The 16136-nt window shown below is 44.0% G+C and carries 17 protein-coding genes; 11 read left to right on the top strand and 6 right to left on the bottom strand.

Going from position 1 to position 16136, the window contains the following annotated elements:
- Window positions 1-8 precede the first annotated feature (8 nt).
- From NQS30_RS12805 to NQS30_RS12780, 6 genes are all read left to right on the top strand, one after another.
- Window positions 9-1196, top strand: a complete 1188-nt coding sequence (locus NQS30_RS12805) for an ABC transporter permease (protein WP_218791457.1) — start codon at window positions 9-11, stop codon at window positions 1194-1196.
- A complete protein-coding gene (locus NQS30_RS12800; protein WP_218791458.1) occupies window positions 1193-2335 on the top strand; it encodes an ABC transporter permease in 1143 nt (380 codons plus the stop codon). Before NQS30_RS12805 ends, NQS30_RS12800 begins: the two co-directional genes overlap by 4 nt.
- Before the next feature lie 13 nt (window positions 2336-2348).
- Entirely contained in the window at window positions 2349-2528 is a 180-nt protein-coding gene (locus tag NQS30_RS12795) for a hypothetical protein (protein ID WP_218791459.1), read from the top strand.
- 103 nt (window positions 2529-2631) lie between these two features.
- The gene (locus tag NQS30_RS12790; RefSeq protein WP_218791460.1) at window positions 2632-3108 is read left to right on the top strand and encodes a DUF4879 domain-containing protein; all 477 of its coding nucleotides are present in this window, start codon (window positions 2632-2634) and stop codon (window positions 3106-3108) included.
- 80 nt (window positions 3109-3188) lie between these two features.
- Window positions 3189-3437 carry a sigma-G-dependent sporulation-specific acid-soluble spore protein CsgA gene (locus NQS30_RS12785; RefSeq protein ID WP_031378862.1) on the top strand — a complete coding sequence of 83 codons (249 nt, stop codon included), beginning with the start codon at window positions 3189-3191 and terminating at the stop codon, window positions 3435-3437.
- Window positions 3438-3546: 109 nt separating this feature from the next.
- Window positions 3547-4245 carry a YqeB family protein gene (locus NQS30_RS12780; RefSeq protein WP_043021522.1) on the top strand — a complete coding sequence of 233 codons (699 nt, stop codon included), beginning with the start codon at window positions 3547-3549 and terminating at the stop codon, window positions 4243-4245.
- Between the two features lie 45 nt (window positions 4246-4290).
- Here the strand turns inward: NQS30_RS12780 and NQS30_RS12775 are convergent, their stop codons facing one another.
- Window positions 4291-4551: a hypothetical protein gene (locus tag NQS30_RS12775; RefSeq protein ID WP_003156732.1), complete on the bottom strand. Its 261-nt coding sequence runs from the start codon at window positions 4549-4551 to the stop codon at window positions 4291-4293.
- A gap of 185 nt (window positions 4552-4736) precedes the next feature.
- Here NQS30_RS12775 and NQS30_RS12770 point away from each other — a divergent pair, with 185 nt between their 5' ends.
- The 4 genes from NQS30_RS12770 (at window position 4737) to NQS30_RS12755 (ending at window position 8434) form a co-directional block, all read left to right on the top strand.
- A complete protein-coding gene (locus tag NQS30_RS12770) occupies window positions 4737-6356 on the top strand; it encodes a glutamate/serine transporter AimA (protein ID WP_007408992.1) in 1620 nt (539 codons plus the stop codon).
- Window positions 6356-6484 carry a hypothetical protein gene (locus NQS30_RS12765; protein WP_256994855.1) on the top strand — a complete coding sequence of 43 codons (129 nt, stop codon included), beginning with the start codon at window positions 6356-6358 and terminating at the stop codon, window positions 6482-6484. The genes NQS30_RS12770 and NQS30_RS12765 overlap by 1 nt, the downstream gene beginning before the upstream one ends.
- Before the next feature lie 431 nt (window positions 6485-6915).
- Window positions 6916-8118: a hypothetical protein gene (locus NQS30_RS12760; RefSeq protein ID WP_218791461.1), complete on the top strand. Its 1203-nt coding sequence runs from the start codon at window positions 6916-6918 to the stop codon at window positions 8116-8118.
- Between the two features lie 67 nt (window positions 8119-8185).
- A complete protein-coding gene (locus NQS30_RS12755) occupies window positions 8186-8434 on the top strand; it encodes a DUF2651 family protein (protein WP_218791462.1) in 249 nt (82 codons plus the stop codon).
- Between the two features lie 180 nt (window positions 8435-8614).
- Here the strand turns inward: NQS30_RS12755 and NQS30_RS12750 are convergent, their stop codons facing one another.
- Together NQS30_RS12750 and glpT are read right to left on the bottom strand one after the other, a co-directional pair.
- On the bottom strand, window positions 8615-9502 hold the full coding sequence (locus NQS30_RS12750; RefSeq protein WP_007408993.1) for a glycerophosphodiester phosphodiesterase: 888 nt from the start codon (window positions 9500-9502) through the stop codon (window positions 8615-8617).
- 95 nt (window positions 9503-9597) lie between these two features.
- The gene (gene glpT, locus NQS30_RS12745; RefSeq protein WP_350322296.1) at window positions 9598-10932 is read right to left on the bottom strand and encodes a glycerol-3-phosphate transporter; all 1335 of its coding nucleotides are present in this window, start codon (window positions 10930-10932) and stop codon (window positions 9598-9600) included.
- A gap of 334 nt (window positions 10933-11266) precedes the next feature.
- On the opposite strand from glpT, the gene NQS30_RS12740 reads away from it, so the two are divergent.
- Entirely contained in the window at window positions 11267-11509 is a 243-nt protein-coding gene (locus tag NQS30_RS12740) for a DUF2651 family protein (RefSeq protein WP_007408994.1), read from the top strand.
- 55 nt (window positions 11510-11564) lie between these two features.
- Here the strand turns inward: NQS30_RS12740 and hpaB are convergent, their stop codons facing one another.
- The 3 genes from hpaB to NQS30_RS12725 form a co-directional block, all read right to left on the bottom strand.
- On the bottom strand, window positions 11565-13010 hold the full coding sequence (hpaB, locus tag NQS30_RS12735) for a 4-hydroxyphenylacetate 3-monooxygenase, oxygenase component (RefSeq protein WP_025284162.1): 1446 nt from the start codon (window positions 13008-13010) through the stop codon (window positions 11565-11567).
- Window positions 13011-13160: 150 nt separating this feature from the next.
- Window positions 13161-13586, bottom strand: a complete 426-nt coding sequence (locus NQS30_RS12730; protein ID WP_072588752.1) for a hypothetical protein — start codon at window positions 13584-13586, stop codon at window positions 13161-13163.
- Window positions 13587-13658: 72 nt separating this feature from the next.
- A complete protein-coding gene (locus tag NQS30_RS12725; protein ID WP_163113921.1) occupies window positions 13659-15833 on the bottom strand; it encodes a glycoside hydrolase domain-containing protein in 2175 nt (724 codons plus the stop codon).
- Window positions 15834-16136: the final 303 nt, after the last annotated feature.

Here is a 16136-nt window from a genome sequence, read left to right as displayed (position 1 = left end):
GGGGCGTCATGAAAATATTATTCAGGCTGATCTTATTAGATTTTCGGTTATTGGCCGGAGCAAAGTCTTTCTATATAAAACTGATTCTGTTTCCGGCACTGATGATTTTTATTTTAGGAACGGTTTTTCACGGCGATTCGAAAGTGAAGCCATTTCAGACCGCCTTTTATAATGCGGATCACGCGGAGAGTTCTTTGGGCGACGTATTAAAGAATGACGTGCTGGAACAAACTGATCTCATCCGTGTAAAAGACATAGGCAGTTACCAAGAAGGGAAACAGCTTGTCGAAAGCGGCAAAGTCTCCGTTTTTGTATACGTGCCGAAAGGCTTTGCAAAAGCGGCAGAACACAATGAAAAAACAAGTATCAAAGTCATCTCGGACCAACAAGGCTCTATAAACGGAGACATTGTGGAAATGATGGCCGATTCGTTTGTCACCAGAGTAAAAGCGGAGATCAGTGAAGAAAAAGCGGTGCTGAAGCAGTCGGGACATCTGTCAAAGGGAGATGCCCGCAAAATCATCAGCGGCCTTTCGGGTGAACGTGGACAGGCTGTCACCATTCCGAAACAGTCGGCCGGCAATCACGCGGCTCCGATTGATGCGATGCAGTATTATTCAATCGCAATGGTCGTCATGTTCTCCATTATGACCGCGTTTGCGCTCATTCACGGGATAGTGGAAGAGAGACAGCAGCACACGTTATTCAGAATCAAATCAATGCCTGTTTTACGTATCCAGTATGTGGCGGGTAAGCTTTTGGGAATCATGCTTGCCATCCTTATGCAAATGGCTGCCGTCATCATCGCAAGCAGCATCTTGTATCAGGTAAAATGGGGCAATTTGTTTGAAATATTGCTGGTTACGATTGTTTATTCATTTGCGATCGGCAGTATCGTGCTTCTTTGGGGGGTTACTGCAAAAAACCACGAGACCGTCTCAAGCATGGCGGCTCCCATTTTATACGGATTCAGTTTTTTAGGCGGAAGCTTTATCGCAAAAGACGGCTTGCCTGACAGTTTGAAAATCGTGCAGGAGCTGATACCGAACGGCAAAGCGATCAACAGCTATGTCAGTGTCACGCAGCATGCCGGTCTGAGCGGTATTTCGGCGGATTTGGCAGAGCTTGCCGCCATCGGCGCCGTGTTTTTATGTTTGACCATCTGGGTGTTTAAACGGAAGGAGGCTGTTTCATGACGCAGCTGTTATTCATGATCAGACATCAGCTGAAACTGATGCTGCAAAATCGGGCTGCCATCTTTGCGACGATTTCCGCCCCGCTCCTTCTCACATATTTCTTTTCCTTTTCTGCGGATGGCAGTCAGCAGAAGGAAGTATATGTAGCTGATGAGGATCAGAGCGCCTATTCAGCGCAATTTATGAAAATGATTCAGACAGCCGGCCATATAAAAGTCACGAAGGTCACGGAGGACGTACTAAAAACAAAGGTTAATCATCAGGATATATCCTTTGGATTGCTGATCGGCTCTCATTTTGAAGAGACATTATTTTCCGGAGATGAATTGAACGTTTCATTTATTCAGAATGAAGAAAAGGGTGATGCTGTTTTGACAGAGCAGCTGATTGCGCAGCAGGCGGGCGCGCTGAAAAAAATAGTCCGCGATGCAAAAGTGATATCCCGCACGCTGCACACCGACGGAAAGCAGGCGGCAGCTGATCTCTTGAAGGATATTCAGGGGCATTCCGCCGTCAATGTTGACCGCCATCACGTTTATGAAGGCGGACAGGCAGCCGACAGACTTATCGGATTTTTAGTGATGTTTATCTGGTTCGTTGCAGTCCAAAGCCTGCGATCATTTATAGATGAACAAGAAAATCATACATATGACAGATTGCTGAGCACGCCCGTTTCCTATACGGCATATGCAATCTCTAAGTTTGCGGCGGCGTATCTTTTCGGACTTCTCCATATTATCGTGATCCTCGCTGCCGGAACATTCATGCTGCATATCCGTTTTGCTGATCATGTTTTTGCTGCGGGAGCGGTGCTTGCGGCCTGCTCGTTTGCGCTGACTGCTGTAACGATGGCTGTGATACCGTTCATGAAGAGCCAAAAGCAATTCACGTCGCTTGCTTCCGTTTTTATAGCTGTCACGGGTTTATTGGGAGGGGCTTTCTTCACATTAGACGCGGCTCCGGAGTACATGCGGATGCTGTCGTTGTTTACCCCTGAAAAATGGGCGATCGGCGCATTTCAAAACAATGGCGGAGGCAGCATGCAGATAGTGCCGCTGAGCATGTTTCTTGCTGCCGGTGCAGCGTCATTGGTCTTATCACTTTATATGATAAGCCGTCATATGAAAAAAAACGGTTAGAAGGGTGGCTGCTTTGTATATGACAGAAATGATCGGAATCATAGAATTGCTCGCGGGAGCCGCAATGAACGTATGGATCGGGAGGCTCGGAAAAACCTTTTTCGGTAAAGATGACAGAAGTTCGAGAGTCGTGTTAAGAATCTGCGGCATCTTTCTCATGATCAACGGCGTTTCAAGAGCGTTTCATATCTAGTTCACAAAGTGTTCCGGACTCTTTTATAAAATGTAATCTTTTTCCTTGTAAATCGTGTAAAATAGTATAGGATTCTACGAAAAGAATAAGAGGGGGAAGAAACATGAAAAAGAGACTCGTTATGCTATTCGCGGCGGCCGTTGCTGTTTTGTTGCTTGTGAGCGGGTTGTGGGCTCCATCAGCGTCTGCGGCGCCGGCTCCTGCTTTAACACAAATCCGTATTATCGGTGTGACGTCTGACGGTCAGAATTACCAATGGGAAAATATCGGACCGAACCAAATCAGCGCATCAAAACCGATGAAGGGTACAACGGGGTATTTAGCCGTATATTTCCAAGGGTATCCGAACAATAACACGATCCAGGCGTTTAACAACGGAACGAATATTACAAATCTTACGTCAAAAGCGCTGGAAGATGAATATACGAAAAACGGCAATATCGTTACAGGCTATATTAAATATTACAGCGTTCCTCTTTCTTATGTCAGTTCAGGAACGTTCTCTTTCTCCGCAACGGGGCTGAACGGGCCGTACACGCCATTAAGCAGCGGATTTTTCTCCATTCAGGTACAGAGTTAAAACAGTCGCCCGGTGCTTTCATGTATAGTTTTTCTCTCTTTCCGGGAAGCTATTCCTATAGAAAAGGGAGGGCTTACATGATGGACAGGACACTCGGATATTTGCGCGAGTCGCTTTCGAACCACTTGGAGCATGATGTGTGCCGAGGGATTTATAAAAAGCTTCAGGTGAAGCATTATGCAAATGAGGGCGAGTTTGTGAAAGATCTAAATGATTTGGAAATGGATGCGCTGAATCAGCTGCTTGAAAAGGAAATCAAATATGCTGAGAACGAGCAGGATGAGAAGCGCACGATGGAATTGAATGAAGTATATGAGCTCCTGTTTTAAAAAGCCTCCCGGCGGTCGGGAGGCTTTTTATTGTTTCGGAAACAGTTTACAGAATCATCCAACCCTTTGTATAATGGATAGTTGTGAAAAACACAGACGGAGGAGAAACATGAACGAAATAAAAAAACAGACGGTTCTTGAGTTGTCATCGGTTGAAAAAACTTTGGTTTTTCTGGTGCCGCCATTATTGGGGCTGGTCATCGGATGGTTTCTGCCGGTCATTGCGAAGTGGGCCGTAACATTGGATTGGCTGCCTTTTCACGGGCCGCTGGACATTATCGCTTCTTTTCACGGATGGAAGGCTGCGGCTGCAACCGCCGTTATCGGCTTAATCGGGGGAGTGTGGCTGACGCGGGCAGCTTTTAAAGAAACTCTTGTGGCAGTCGTGACGGACAGCGAGGTGTCCTTAACCATATATAATGAAGAAAGCGTGTTTTCGAAAGACAGCATTTCCGGTGTGTTTACGGATGAAAAGCATCTTGTCTTATTGGGGACTAAAGGGCAGGAGCTTTTTCGGGAGAAGCTTGAGCCCGCGGTTGAAAAAGCGGCTGATGCGTTTCGCGCGCATGGGTATATCTGGCTGGGGACGGAAGATCCTTTTAAAGAAGAATACAAACGGTGGGTGCCGGACACGCCGGATTTGGAGCCTGGGGCAAATGCTCTTTTAAAAGCGAGAGAAAAGGCGCTGAAAGAGGAGGAAAAGGCTGATGCGAAAGAGCTGAAAGCGGAAATATCCAAACTGGGCATTACCGTGCGGGAGAAAGGATCGCGCCAATATTGGCGGATCTATCAAACGCCGTCTGCATAAAAAAAGCTGCCGCCGTTTGATACGGCCGGGCAGCCCGGGAACAGATTATTTCTTCTTGTCATCATAATATTGAACCGGGTACATGGAGCCTTCGGATACCATTTTGTTATCTTCAATATCTTCGGGATGCGGGTTGCCTGCTTTGTTGACGGGGAATGATTCAATATCCTGCTTCCCGGAGAGCGATGTTTTCATATTGCGGATAAAGTTCATCACCTTTTGGCGGTTTGATTTATCTTTGAGCAGGTAGGAAGTCACTCCGACAGTCGACACGGCAAGTCCTGAAATGAGCAGTTTTTGTTTCACGATAAAAACTCCTTTCTATTTCTGGCTTGCAGTAGTTATTCCCGCTTAACGGCTGTTTAAACATCGGAAGGGTAATTTTGGCTTTCTGCTTTAATGCGATAAAGATTGACAAAACTATTTTCAGAATAATATTATAAATATATGATAGCGCTGGAGTCATATTTTAATTGAAAGGTGTTAACTTTATGAATCAATTACATCGCAGAATGGGAACGTTTGCACTCATGATGGTCGGACTTGGGTCGATGATTGGCTCCGGTTGGTTATTCGGGGCGTGGCGGGCGGCTCAGATTGCGGGACCTGCCGCAATTATTTCCTGGATTATCGGTATGATCGTTATTTTGTTTATCGCACTTTCTTACAGTGAATTGGGTTCAATGTTCCCGGAAGCCGGGGGAATGGTAAAATATACTCAATATTCTCATGGATCATTTATTGGATTTATCGCAGGATGGGCAAACTGGATTGCGATTGTTTCCGTTATTCCGGTGGAAGCGGTTGCGTCTGTTCAATACATGAGCTCATGGCCGTGGGAATGGGCAAAATGGACAAGCAATCTCGTTCACAACGGCACTCTTACGGGAGAGGGGCTCGGCTTCGCATCCGTATTACTGATTATTTACTTTTTACTGAATTATTGGACAGTTAACTTATTTTCAAAAGCGAATTCATTGATTACCATCTTTAAAATCATTATTCCGGGGCTGACAATCGGAGCGCTGCTGTTTACCGGTTTTCACGGCGGAAACTTCACATCCGGTTCAAGCATTGCGCCGAACGGCTGGGCAAGCGTGCTGACGGCGGTGGCCACATCAGGTATCGTATTTGCGTTTAATGGGTTTCAAAGCCCGATTAACATGGCCGGAGAAGCAAAAAATCCCGGCAAATCGATTCCGATTGCGGTTGTCGGTTCGCTGCTGGTCGCAACCGTCATTTACGTCCTATTGCAAATCGCATTTATCGGTGCGGTTGAACCTTCCATGATCGTTCACGGCTGGAGTCACCTGAACTTCAACTCTCCATTTGCCGATTTGGCGATCGCATTGAATATCAACTGGCTTGTCATTATTCTTTATGCGGATGCGTTCGTATCTCCGTCAGGAACGGGTATTACTTATACCGCTACGACGTCCCGCATGATTTACGGCATGGAAAAAAATAAATATATGCCGAGCATTTTCGGAAAGCTTCATCCGCTGTACGGCGTGCCGCGCCAAGCGATGATTTTCAACCTGGTCGTATCGTTTATCTTTCTGTTTTTATTCAGAGGATGGGGCGTGCTTGCTGAAATCATTTCCGTTGCGACGCTGATTTCTTATATCACGGGTCCCGTGACGGTGATGACGCTGCGGCGGACGGCGGCGGATTTGTACCGGCCTCTCCGTCTGAAAGGCCTCAGCGTGGTTGCACCGCTCGGCTTCGTGTTCGCGTCTCTCGTGCTGTATTGGGCGCGCTGGCCGTTAACAGGGCAGGTGCTGTTTATCATTTTGATCGGCCTTCCGATTTATTTCTACTACCAAGCGAAAGCGAAGTGGAAAGGATTCCGCAGAAACTTTAAAGGCGGGGTCTGGATGGTTGTCTATCTGCTCAGCATGATGGTCATTTCATGGCTCGGAAGTGAAAAATTCGGCGGTCTGAACATCATTCCGTACGGCTGGGATATGGGGCTGATCGCAATCGTTGCCCTTGCCTTCTATGCGTGGGCGCTGAAGAGCGGATTCAAGACTGAGTATTTGAAAGACGCCAAAGCAATCAACGATCAATTAAAAGGCGGACAGGCGGAAGCCGCTGCCGGAAAAGAATAATGATTGATAAAAACCTTGCGGGAACGTTCCCGCAAGGTTTTTTGATCGGGCAAAAAAACATGGGTTCGGCATCATCCCCAAACCCATGCTGGCTCGATACAGACGTGACGATGAATGAGAAAGCCTAACGACAGGCAACCAGGGACAGTATTCTTTTTTTCTCATGATTTCTCCGCCTTATCAATAACTGTCTTCCATACTAAAGAATGAATCTAAAAGATATGTTGGGCAACTATTAATCTTTTATGTTTCTTCTTCTCCATGCTTCATCTTTTTCCTGTACTCCAAAGTCAAAGTTTTAGAGACAAAACAAATAATTAACCATAGAATAAATACAGTACGTAAGTTGAGATTACAATAATTGTATAATAAATTAAAATATAGGAAAGTAAATAGTTAGGGATAATAAGTATGAAAACGCGAAAATTAGGACTGGGCGTCTACCCAAGAGACATCAGAGATTCCGATTATACAAAAACTATCAAAACATTTAGATGAATTATTTTCACTCCCTAAGTTTATTTAGGGAGTCATATTATTTTAAGGAGAGAGATTATATTTGAACAAGATTAAGTGGCTTATTATAATTGCGGTCATAGTATTAATAGGTATATTTATATGTATTGGAACTTTTAAATATACTAATTCAGTTTCTAATGTTAAACAAACTGAAAAAGAAAAGGAAAAGTATTTCTTGAATGATAAAATTGCAGCTATATATTATTCAGCTACAATAGATTATCCTAAAGATGGGAGTTATACTGTATACATTGATGAAAAAGGAGCAGCAACAGCTGTAAAAGGAGATGCTATTGAGGTTGGAACCATTGCACAAGATGAAAAAAACATAGTTAGACAGGACAAAAAAGAAGTTTATATGATAGGCGATAACTTTAAAAAATTCCCGATGCAACATCAAGTACATACAAGTTATGGGCAATCATCAGGCCATTTAATAAAAGAAAATATCTTTTATTTTTTGAATAATCAAGGAGTCGGTGAAAACCATTATAATAGTTTAATTAGATGGGGTAACGGCAGTGGATTTCATGAAAAGATTATTCCGGGTTTCTATACAAGTACTGGTAATGACGGTGAATATATTTACGTGATAAATGAAGATTCTTCAATTAAAACACCGACTTTTCAGGGTATTAAAATAGATAAAGATAAAGTTACAGTAGGGAAAGGAACAACAATTCCTGTATTAAATGAAGAAAATTGGAGTGTTTATTCACAAATAATAGTTAAAAAAAGCTCAGCCTTTTTTATACTATATAACCAAACGGATAAATCAAACAAAGTACAATTCAAAGTAGCAGAAATTGATTTAAAGCATAAAAAGTTTAAAGGGGCATATCCTTTAGGCAGTTATCATATCCCTGATGAAATTTCTCAACTGGCAATTCCTCTTTCCACTAATAACTTTTTTGTGAAAAATGACACTTTATATCATTTGGCAGCTAATTCAATACTTTATACTTTCGATCTGAAAAGTATGAAGCCGGGAAAAAAAATCCCGTTAAATAGGTCGACAAAATTTGAAAACCAAGCAAAATTCACTTATTTTGACGAGTCTGAAATTTTCTTGTTAGAAATAAGCAAGGGTGGGAAATATGTGATTAATTCTTACTCTTATAAAAACGGAAAAAAATTAAAATCTACTCCTATCAGAGGACTTGAAAAAATTATTAACAATACCCATGTTTCTGAATATGACTTTTTTATGATTAAGAAAAACAAAGAAGTATGGGGTGATTAGATATAAATGGCTAGACAGCTGAGTGAGTATACTTAAGGAGAAATTAAATTCACAAAGGAGAATAATAATGGATGAGCTAGATCTTGCTTTTGGTATTTTACCACTTTCTATTATCGTCTTATCGATTATATTCACTTATATTTTCAAAAAAGTGTATATAATGCCGCTTGTCAGTATAGTTGTTTCAGTCATATTAATGTTCACTGTTTTTAATCTATCCTTCTGGGGATGGGTGGTTGTCTATGGTTTAGTATCACTTGTATTATCGTCTATTACAAATAGTATAAGAAAGAAAATAGATATTAGAAATAAATAATTATATCCTTTTGTTTGTAAGGTATCATAGGTAATTCACAATTACAGTGATACCTTTAATTAATATAAAGGTGAATGTAAGCTTTAATAATATGCTCCGCCCGCTACATAACCCATGATGGCGTTTGCATGATCGGGCAAAAAAAATGGGTTCGGCATCATCCCCGAACCCATGCTGGCTTTATGATTTGTATTCTTTTTTAACCTTTTGGAATATATCCGCATAGTTGGTAAACACACCGGTTACGCCCCAATTCAGCAGACGGCGCATGTCCGCCTCGCTGTTTACGGTGTAAGGATGAAGCAGAAGGCCGTGGCTGCGAATGTTTCGGACATTTTGAGCGTTCAGCGCTTTGTAATCCGGTCCGATTCCGACGGCATATGTTTTAATGTCCGTTAAATCTGCGTCAGTCATTGACGTCATCTGTTCCGCTTCAAGCAATTGGACAGCGGGAAGTTTCGGATCGAGCTGTTTGATTTTCAGAAGGCTGTCCCTGCTGAAAGACTGAATGATAACTTGTCCAAGTTTCGCATGCTTACCTGCCAATTTGTATTTTTTCAGTGAAGCGATCAGTTTTTCTTCCATACCCGGATATGTTTCGGGCGCCTTTGTTTCAATATAATAGTTTGCATGTCTGCCGAACCGTTTTAACACGTCATCAAGTGTAGGAACGCGAAGTCCGGCGTATTGCGGTTTTGCTTTTTCCGGATAGGCCTTATTGAACCAAGAGCCGGCGTCGAGCTTTTGAATCTCGGCTAATGTATGATCCTTCACCCAGCCTTGTCCGTTTGTGGTGCGGTCCAGTTTTTCATCATGCATGACGATCAGCTTGCCGTCTTTTGTCATTTGTAAATCCAGCTCAATATAGTCAGCCTTCATTTTTTGCGCAGTTTCATAAGAAAGGATCGTGTGCTCCGGGACATACCCCGAAGCACCGCGATGGGCAATGGTCAAAATTCTGTCAGGAGACAAGAGGTTTCCTTTTCCCGCCGCCGATACAGGCGTGACGATGAATGACAATAAACCGAATGAAAGCAATACCAAAGCAAACAATTTATGTTTCCGCATGTTTTCTTCCCCCTTAAAAATCAATATCTGTCTCTAGTGTAGAAAATCGTTGTAAATGCTGTACTGCAAAAATATTAATCTTTTATGTTGTTTTCTTACACATGCTCCGCCCGCTTGCCCGTATTCCACGTCATAGCCAAGAAGACGATGGACAGCACGCATGAGGAGATAAGCATGATAAAGCCGCCGTTCCAGTCAAAGCGGTCTACGACATAACCCATGATGGCGTTGGCGAAAGCAGAGCCTCCGATGTAGCCGAAAAACCCGGTTAAGCCGGCTGCCGTTCCCGCCGCTTTTTTAGGCGCAAGGTCAATGGCCTGAAGCCCGATCAGCATGACAGGTCCATAGATTAAGAAGCCGATGCTGATCAGCGCGATATTATCGATGAGCGGATGACCGGCAGGGTTAAGCCAGTAGACCAATACAGCGATAAATACGCCGGCCATGAACAGTACGCCTGCCGGCGCGCGGCGGCTTTTGAAAAACCGGTCGCTGATCCAGCCGCACAAAATCGTTCCCGGAATTCCCGCATATTCATAAAGGAAATAAGACCATCTGGAATCTTCAGGAGAGAACCCTTTCGCTTCCGTCAAATAAGTCGGCGCCCAGTCAACGACACCGTACCGTACGAAGTAAACAAAGACATTGGCAAATGCGATATACCACAGAAACTTATTATTCAGCACGTATTTAAAAAGAATTTCTTTGGTCGTCATCTCTTTTTCCTGGTCTTTGAACGCATGTTTCGGATAGTCATTCCGGTATTCTTCAATCGGCGGAAGCCCGCAGGATTGCGGCGTGTCCCGTACGAGAAGAACAATCACAAATGAAATGACGATGGCGATAATCGCCGGAAAGAAAAACACGCTTTTCCAAGTAACAAACATGGCGATGCCGAGAGTCACGAGCGGGGCGAGAATACCTCCGCCTATGTTATGGGCGACATTCCATATCGACATTTTCGTGCCGCGTTCACTGATGGAAAACCAATGAGCCATCGTCCGTCCGCAAGGCGGCCAGCCCATTCCTTGAAACCATCCGTTAATAAACATAAAAATAAACATAATCGTCACGCTTGACGTGACCCACGGCATGGAAACAAATAAAATGTTTACGACACCTGACAAAAACAGACCCGTCGCAAGGAAATACCTCGGGTTGCAGCGGTCAGACACCATCCCCATAATAAATTTACTGAAGCCGTAAGCGATTGATACGGCCGCAAGCACCAAGCCAAGTTCCCCTTTTGAAAACCCTTGTTCCTGAAAATAAGGAATAGCGAAGGCAAAGTTTTTGCGAAGCAAATAATACCCGGCATACCCGATGAAAATCCCCAAAAATACTTGCAGCCTGAGCTGTTTATAGGCCGCATCCGTCTTTGAATCATCCAATCTCTCAATATGCGGAGCCGGCTTAAACAATTGAAACATCATATCCTCCCCTTTGCTGAACGTCTATCATGATGTATGTATGACTCCTTTCCTTGAAAATGACAAAAAGAACCAGAAATCACCCTTGTGAAAGGGCGGGGTTTCCTGGTTCTCCTCATCTCCATCCAAAAATCATTAACTTGTGTATGATAGCGCTTTCTTAAATTATCATAGTCTGACGTGAATGTAAACGCTTTAAGGAAAGTTTTCATTTTTTTGAATAAATAACCGGAGGGAAAATCAGCCGGAGCGCGAAAGATTTGAAGTACTCGATTTTGTACTCAGGCATAAGATGTGTTAGGCCGGACTAAGAAAAGCGAAGGGAGTGCATCTGTTGATTGATGAATTGGATTTTGCGTTCGGTGTTCTGCCGCTTTGTATCATCATCTTGTCAGTCGCCGGAACGTACCTGTTTAAAAACGCGTTCATTATGCCGGCTGCCGCTTTGGCCGTTTGCCTTATATGCACCTTTACCGTATTGAATTTCTCGTTTATCGGGTGGGCCGTTGTGTATACGCTTGTCTCTTTCGCGTTATCGCATATTACGATGGTGGTGATCAGCCAAAATAAAAAATAGGATCGGCGGCAGCCGATCCAGCTATCATAAGCAGAGATGCGCTCTCTGCTTTGTTTTATTTATGAATGTGCAGGAATTCCTTGATGACCGCGGTCTGTTCTTCTTTCGGATAGCTTCTGTACAGATGGCTGGTTAAGCGGACGGGGTCACCGAAGAAGTACCGCTCATATTGTGTCTGTCTTGTTCCGAAGGGGCTCATGGTCAAATCCCATGCGAGGCGGAACACTTTTACCCGGTCCTCAGCGTTCAATTCGGCCGCCTGCAAATATTGGTCAAGGTCTCCTCTGATGTCAGAACGGAACGCTTTTTCAGTCGGCAAAGTCACCATTCCGCTTGCCCCGATCAGCTGAATGATTTCCGTGAAGCGCGGGTAGATGTCGGGAAAAATCGCGCTGACCACACGAAGCGGAGTGACACTCGGACGCATATAACCCCATTCATCTGTTTCCGCATCATTCTCCGACTTTTCCAAAAGGGCTTTCATCGTTTCCAGACCGGTGATGATTTCAGCCATCTTAGCCTGAATATGCTGATATTCGCCCACATCTATCGCTTCGACAAGCGTTTGGGCGAGGCCCAGGAGAAACTCCGTCTTTACAATTTGTCTCGTGATGACTTGATGAAATGCGAAGGCGTTAAAAGAGCTTTTCATATTAAAATCAAAAGCCGCCTCGTAATTATTATAAAAAAATACGCGTTCCCAAGGGACCAAAACGTGATCAAATACAACGATAGAATCCATTTCTTCATATCTTGAGCTGAGCGGATAATCAAACGATGATTTTCCGAGTACGAAAGATTCCCTGCAGATGAATTTTACTCCCTTTGTATTGGAAGGGATTGAAAAAGCGAACGCTTCATCCGATTCAAAATACATTTTAGGCAGAGAAACCACGAGCACTTCATCCGTCAGGCCGCCTTGTGTGGCTAAAATCCGGGCGCCGTGTATGATGAGGCCTTTTTCATTTTTATCGACGACTTTTGCCGAGATAGGTGTCGGCGATACGTTTACACCCATTTGTGAACGATTCACCTGAGGGGTGATAAACGTGTGCGTAAAAGAAAGATCCTGTGCAGCAGCGCGTTCGTACAGCGCTTGAACATGTTCCGGAAAACAATGATCGCGGTCTTTCAAAAGCGCGGCAGAGGAGGCGAAGCTCATCAGCACGGTATTCATATAATCCGGGCTTCGTCCCATCATTCCGTGCGTGTGTCTGGCCCAATGTTCGAACATGTTTCTTCTTCTTTTTACGTCTTCTTTCGTTTTCGGCTGCAGGTATGAAAGCCCGGCCCGTTCTTTTTTACCGGGAAGACTGTAAGTCATTTGATCTTTCATGTCCGGTTTCGTTTGCAAATCATAAAGAGAGCGCTTCGTTTCCAGAAGGCCCTTAAATGCGGGATGTTCAGAAATCTGTCCCTCGATCTTTTCACCATCAAGCCAAATCTCATTTCCAAGCTGATTTAATCGGTCAATGAACATTTTTCCATTAATGATACCCATCATGTCGCCCTTCTTTCTTTGCAGATCCACTACCTCATTATATTGAAAACGAAATTGGGTGTTCCGGTTATTTCCAAAGGGGAAGAGCCTTTTTTGATAAGGGGGGTGACGGGATTTCATAATAAAAAAACCCCTTAAGCAGAGGGGTTTTTAACTGATCATGTCTTTGTATCGTTGTTCGAGGACAAAGTCTATCATTCCGGTGATACGGGTGTTTTCAGATTTTTGTCTGAAACGGTCAGACACTTGGATTTTTCTTGAAAACGGAAATACAGCAATAACCCAAACAAGGCCGGCCAGGCCGAAAACCATCTGCAGAGCCATTTCAATTAAATCATTAAAATGAGTGCTGAAAAAAAAGATATATAACGTGATGAATGTGACTGTACATACGATTTTGACAGTATGTTGGAAGGTGAGGGGCGGTTCAGTGAAACACATTTTCATTTGATTCAGTGTGAGCGAATCTTGTTTCATTAAGTATGTAAGCAGTTCTTTGTCATTTTGACTTCGCGGAATCAAATCGGTTTCTATTTTTTGAACGGTTTCCTTGTATGTCTGCATATCAATCTTCATGCGAATCCTCCTTTAGAAATAACTCCAAGAATACTCATTGAGCATTCCTGGAGCAAGGAGCTGCCTGCTCAATTATAGAAATAGTGATAAAACCGTGCTGAACAAGGCTGCAGCTCCCCCTAATTCAGGTGCTAAAACGACTAAAGCACCGATCCCTACAATAACAATAATTCCTGCGCCTGCAATAGCCATGGTATTCACGACAGAATCCCAATCCGGAGAGTACACTTCTTCGGAATCCGGCAACCTGAAGCTCTTTTGTTTTATTTTAAATGTAATGGTAGTTGTTAGTCCAGTTGTAGCACTGTCACCGACCGGAATATCAGGTGTATAAATTTTAAATTGAATATTCAGCGATCCCGCAGCCGGATTGACATACACTTCTAAATAACCGTTGCGGACTGACAAGCTCAGACTGTTAAGCAGGTTTTGATAGGAATCAATTTGTGATGCTGTAAAAGAGACTTGTGAATCCCCCATCAGACCGGTAATATAAGCTCCCGGTTTGCCATTTGTAATGGTAACTGTGTTGGGAGAACCTTCGCTTGGCACTGTTGCCAAAAGTGAAGTAGATAAAAGAATATCCATTTCAGGTGATGCATAAATGGTTTCTGTCTTGTCGAATTCAAACATGGCATTCGCAAGATTCGATATATTTTCTAAAGCAGGAATGGTTGTTAAAATATCCGTCAGTGTGCGCAGTCTTGCATCATACACAGGATCAGAAGGCGGATGGACGCTGCTTGCACCCGAGTCTTTCCCGGAGTATCCGTCTTTGTCAATGGCGACTTTTCCCGCTCCGCTTCCGATCGTTCCTTCATAAAATTGATCAAAAGCCCAGTTTTTCGGCATCGGGTATCCGAGGTTGCCGCTGAATCCGGTCGACATGTTAGCCGTAAAGCTATATTTGGTCAGACCTGCTTCTGACGTCCGGATACAAATGTTTCTCGGTCCGTATACCCCGATTTCATATTTCGGCGCAGTTGAGAACGCCTGCATTTTCATAAAAGCTGACTTGATTTCTTGGAAGTAAGGAATGATTTTATCCGTGACTTCATAATCATACGCATCGAAATCGACCGCAAAGTAAATGGTCGTTCCTGACGGAAAACCTAATCTTCGGGCGGCTGATGCAGCGCTGTACGCATCTCTCGTTCCTTGGTCTTTTACAAAATAAGAAGATTCATAGCCGCCGTCCTGATAAATCGGAAACACGCTTAAGCCGGCATTGAAAATCGTGGAAAGTTCTTTTGACGTTAACGCTTTCGATGTCAGTCCGCTGCTTGTCCGCACATTCCCGGTCAGATATCTTCCCACGATCTTATAGCCATTCTCACGCAAAGTTTTAGCCGTATCTGCCGTCAAAATGGCAGCGGTGTCACAAGCTGAAGCAGCCCGCGTTGTGTCGCCTGAGCTTGATAATAAAGCTTTAATCGTCGGCATGTCCGCATAACCGGTCTGCGGCAGGCACATAAACTTTTGGAAAGCTTTCACTGCCGATACAACTCCGACGCCGTATTTTCCGTCGAATTCACCGGGATCAAACGCTTCCCCATTACAGTAAAGCGCGTATTGGACAATCAAAACAAAGCCTGTCCGTGAATCGCCGGGAGTCAAGGTAGGGCATAAGTCGGTCGTGCCGTTTCCGAAAAATCCATTGGCGACGCTTGTGCTCATGCCTTCTTCTTTTTGCAGGGCATAAATGAGAGCCTTGTTTGTATCGCGGGCGTATAAGCCGTCACAAGGCATCAAGCCGATGTAGTCATTGTAATCCCGGTTCAGGTTCTGCTGGATTTGGCGGATTCTTTTGTCGCCTCCCGCTACTAATCGAAAAGCGCTCATATCCAGCAAGGCTTTCATAATGAGTGCCGTGACGATGCCGTCTTGCTTAGTGAGCCCGGCCGCTTTTTGAAACTCTTTTACAGCCCTTTCGGTATTTTCATAGAAAACGCCTGAAAATCCGCCGGGGTTAAAACCTTTACACCACAGCGCCCCCTGCAGAATGTAATTCATGTTTGTCGGCTTAGAATCGGGAGCCTGCTTTTTCAACGGCTTAAACAATCTTTGTGTCGTCGGTCCGAAGTTATCGGCAGGTTCTGAAATACCAAGCTCAATTTGAAGCGCCCGTGTCAGACCGTAAATGGTATCCCAGCCCGTTTTTCCGTTTTCCGGCACTTTGTTGTACCCGTGTCTGCCTTTGTACGTCTCATTCAGCCATTGTTGTGTTTCCAGGACCATTTCGTCCATTGCAATCCCTCCATTATGTGTATTGTGCGTTCATTCATAGGTGGCAAACGTATGACAGTTTGTCATGGGTGCAGGGGTTTATCCAAGGAGAGCCCCATCACGGCAGCAGAACAAACGCCGAAAGAGAGGCATTGATAGGAAAAGACCTCGCTATGACAATTGATACAAAAACAACAAAATGAATAGCGGTTTAAAGTAACTTTATCACTTAATCAAAAATGACAAGAATCATAAGTAGTAGTCATATAGTCATTTTAAGGGCTGTTCACATCTCCTCCTGCGGTCAAAATGGTTAGTTGGACG

Source organism: Bacillus sp. B1(2022), assembly GCF_040259625.1.
Classification (GTDB): domain Bacteria; phylum Bacillota; class Bacilli; order Bacillales; family Bacillaceae; genus Bacillus; species Bacillus velezensis.
This window is presented reverse-complemented; position numbering and strand designations above follow the sequence as displayed.

What these genes read in the sequence shown, in the direction of transcription:
- NQS30_RS12805 (WP_218791457.1), top strand. Translation starts at nt 9, where the DNA reads ATGAAAATATTATTCAGGCTGATCTTATTAGATTTTCGGTTATTGGCC.
- NQS30_RS12800 (WP_218791458.1), top strand. Translation starts at nt 1,193, where the DNA reads ATGACGCAGCTGTTATTCATGATCAGACATCAGCTGAAACTGATGCTG.
- NQS30_RS12790 (WP_218791460.1), top strand. Translation starts at nt 2,632, where the DNA reads ATGAAAAAGAGACTCGTTATGCTATTCGCGGCGGCCGTTGCTGTTTTG.
- NQS30_RS12785 (WP_031378862.1), top strand. Translation starts at nt 3,189, where the DNA reads ATGGACAGGACACTCGGATATTTGCGCGAGTCGCTTTCGAACCACTTG.
- NQS30_RS12780 (WP_043021522.1), top strand. Translation starts at nt 3,547, where the DNA reads ATGAACGAAATAAAAAAACAGACGGTTCTTGAGTTGTCATCGGTTGAA.
- NQS30_RS12770 (WP_007408992.1), top strand. Translation starts at nt 4,737, where the DNA reads ATGAATCAATTACATCGCAGAATGGGAACGTTTGCACTCATGATGGTC.
- NQS30_RS12765 (WP_256994855.1), top strand. Translation starts at nt 6,356, where the DNA reads ATGATTGATAAAAACCTTGCGGGAACGTTCCCGCAAGGTTTTTTGATC.
- NQS30_RS12755 (WP_218791462.1), top strand. Translation starts at nt 8,186, where the DNA reads ATGGATGAGCTAGATCTTGCTTTTGGTATTTTACCACTTTCTATTATC.
- NQS30_RS12750 (WP_007408993.1), bottom strand. Translation starts at nt 9,502, where the DNA reads ATGCGGAAACATAAATTGTTTGCTTTGGTATTGCTTTCATTCGGTTTA.
- glpT (WP_350322296.1), bottom strand. Translation starts at nt 10,932, where the DNA reads ATGTTTCAATTGTTTAAGCCGGCTCCGCATATTGAGAGATTGGATGAT.
- hpaB (WP_025284162.1), bottom strand. Translation starts at nt 13,010, where the DNA reads ATGGGTATCATTAATGGAAAAATGTTCATTGACCGATTAAATCAGCTT.
- NQS30_RS12730 (WP_072588752.1), bottom strand. Translation starts at nt 13,586, where the DNA reads ATGAAGATTGATATGCAGACATACAAGGAAACCGTTCAAAAAATAGAA.
- NQS30_RS12725 (WP_163113921.1), bottom strand. Translation starts at nt 15,833, where the DNA reads ATGGACGAAATGGTCCTGGAAACACAACAATGGCTGAATGAGACGTAC.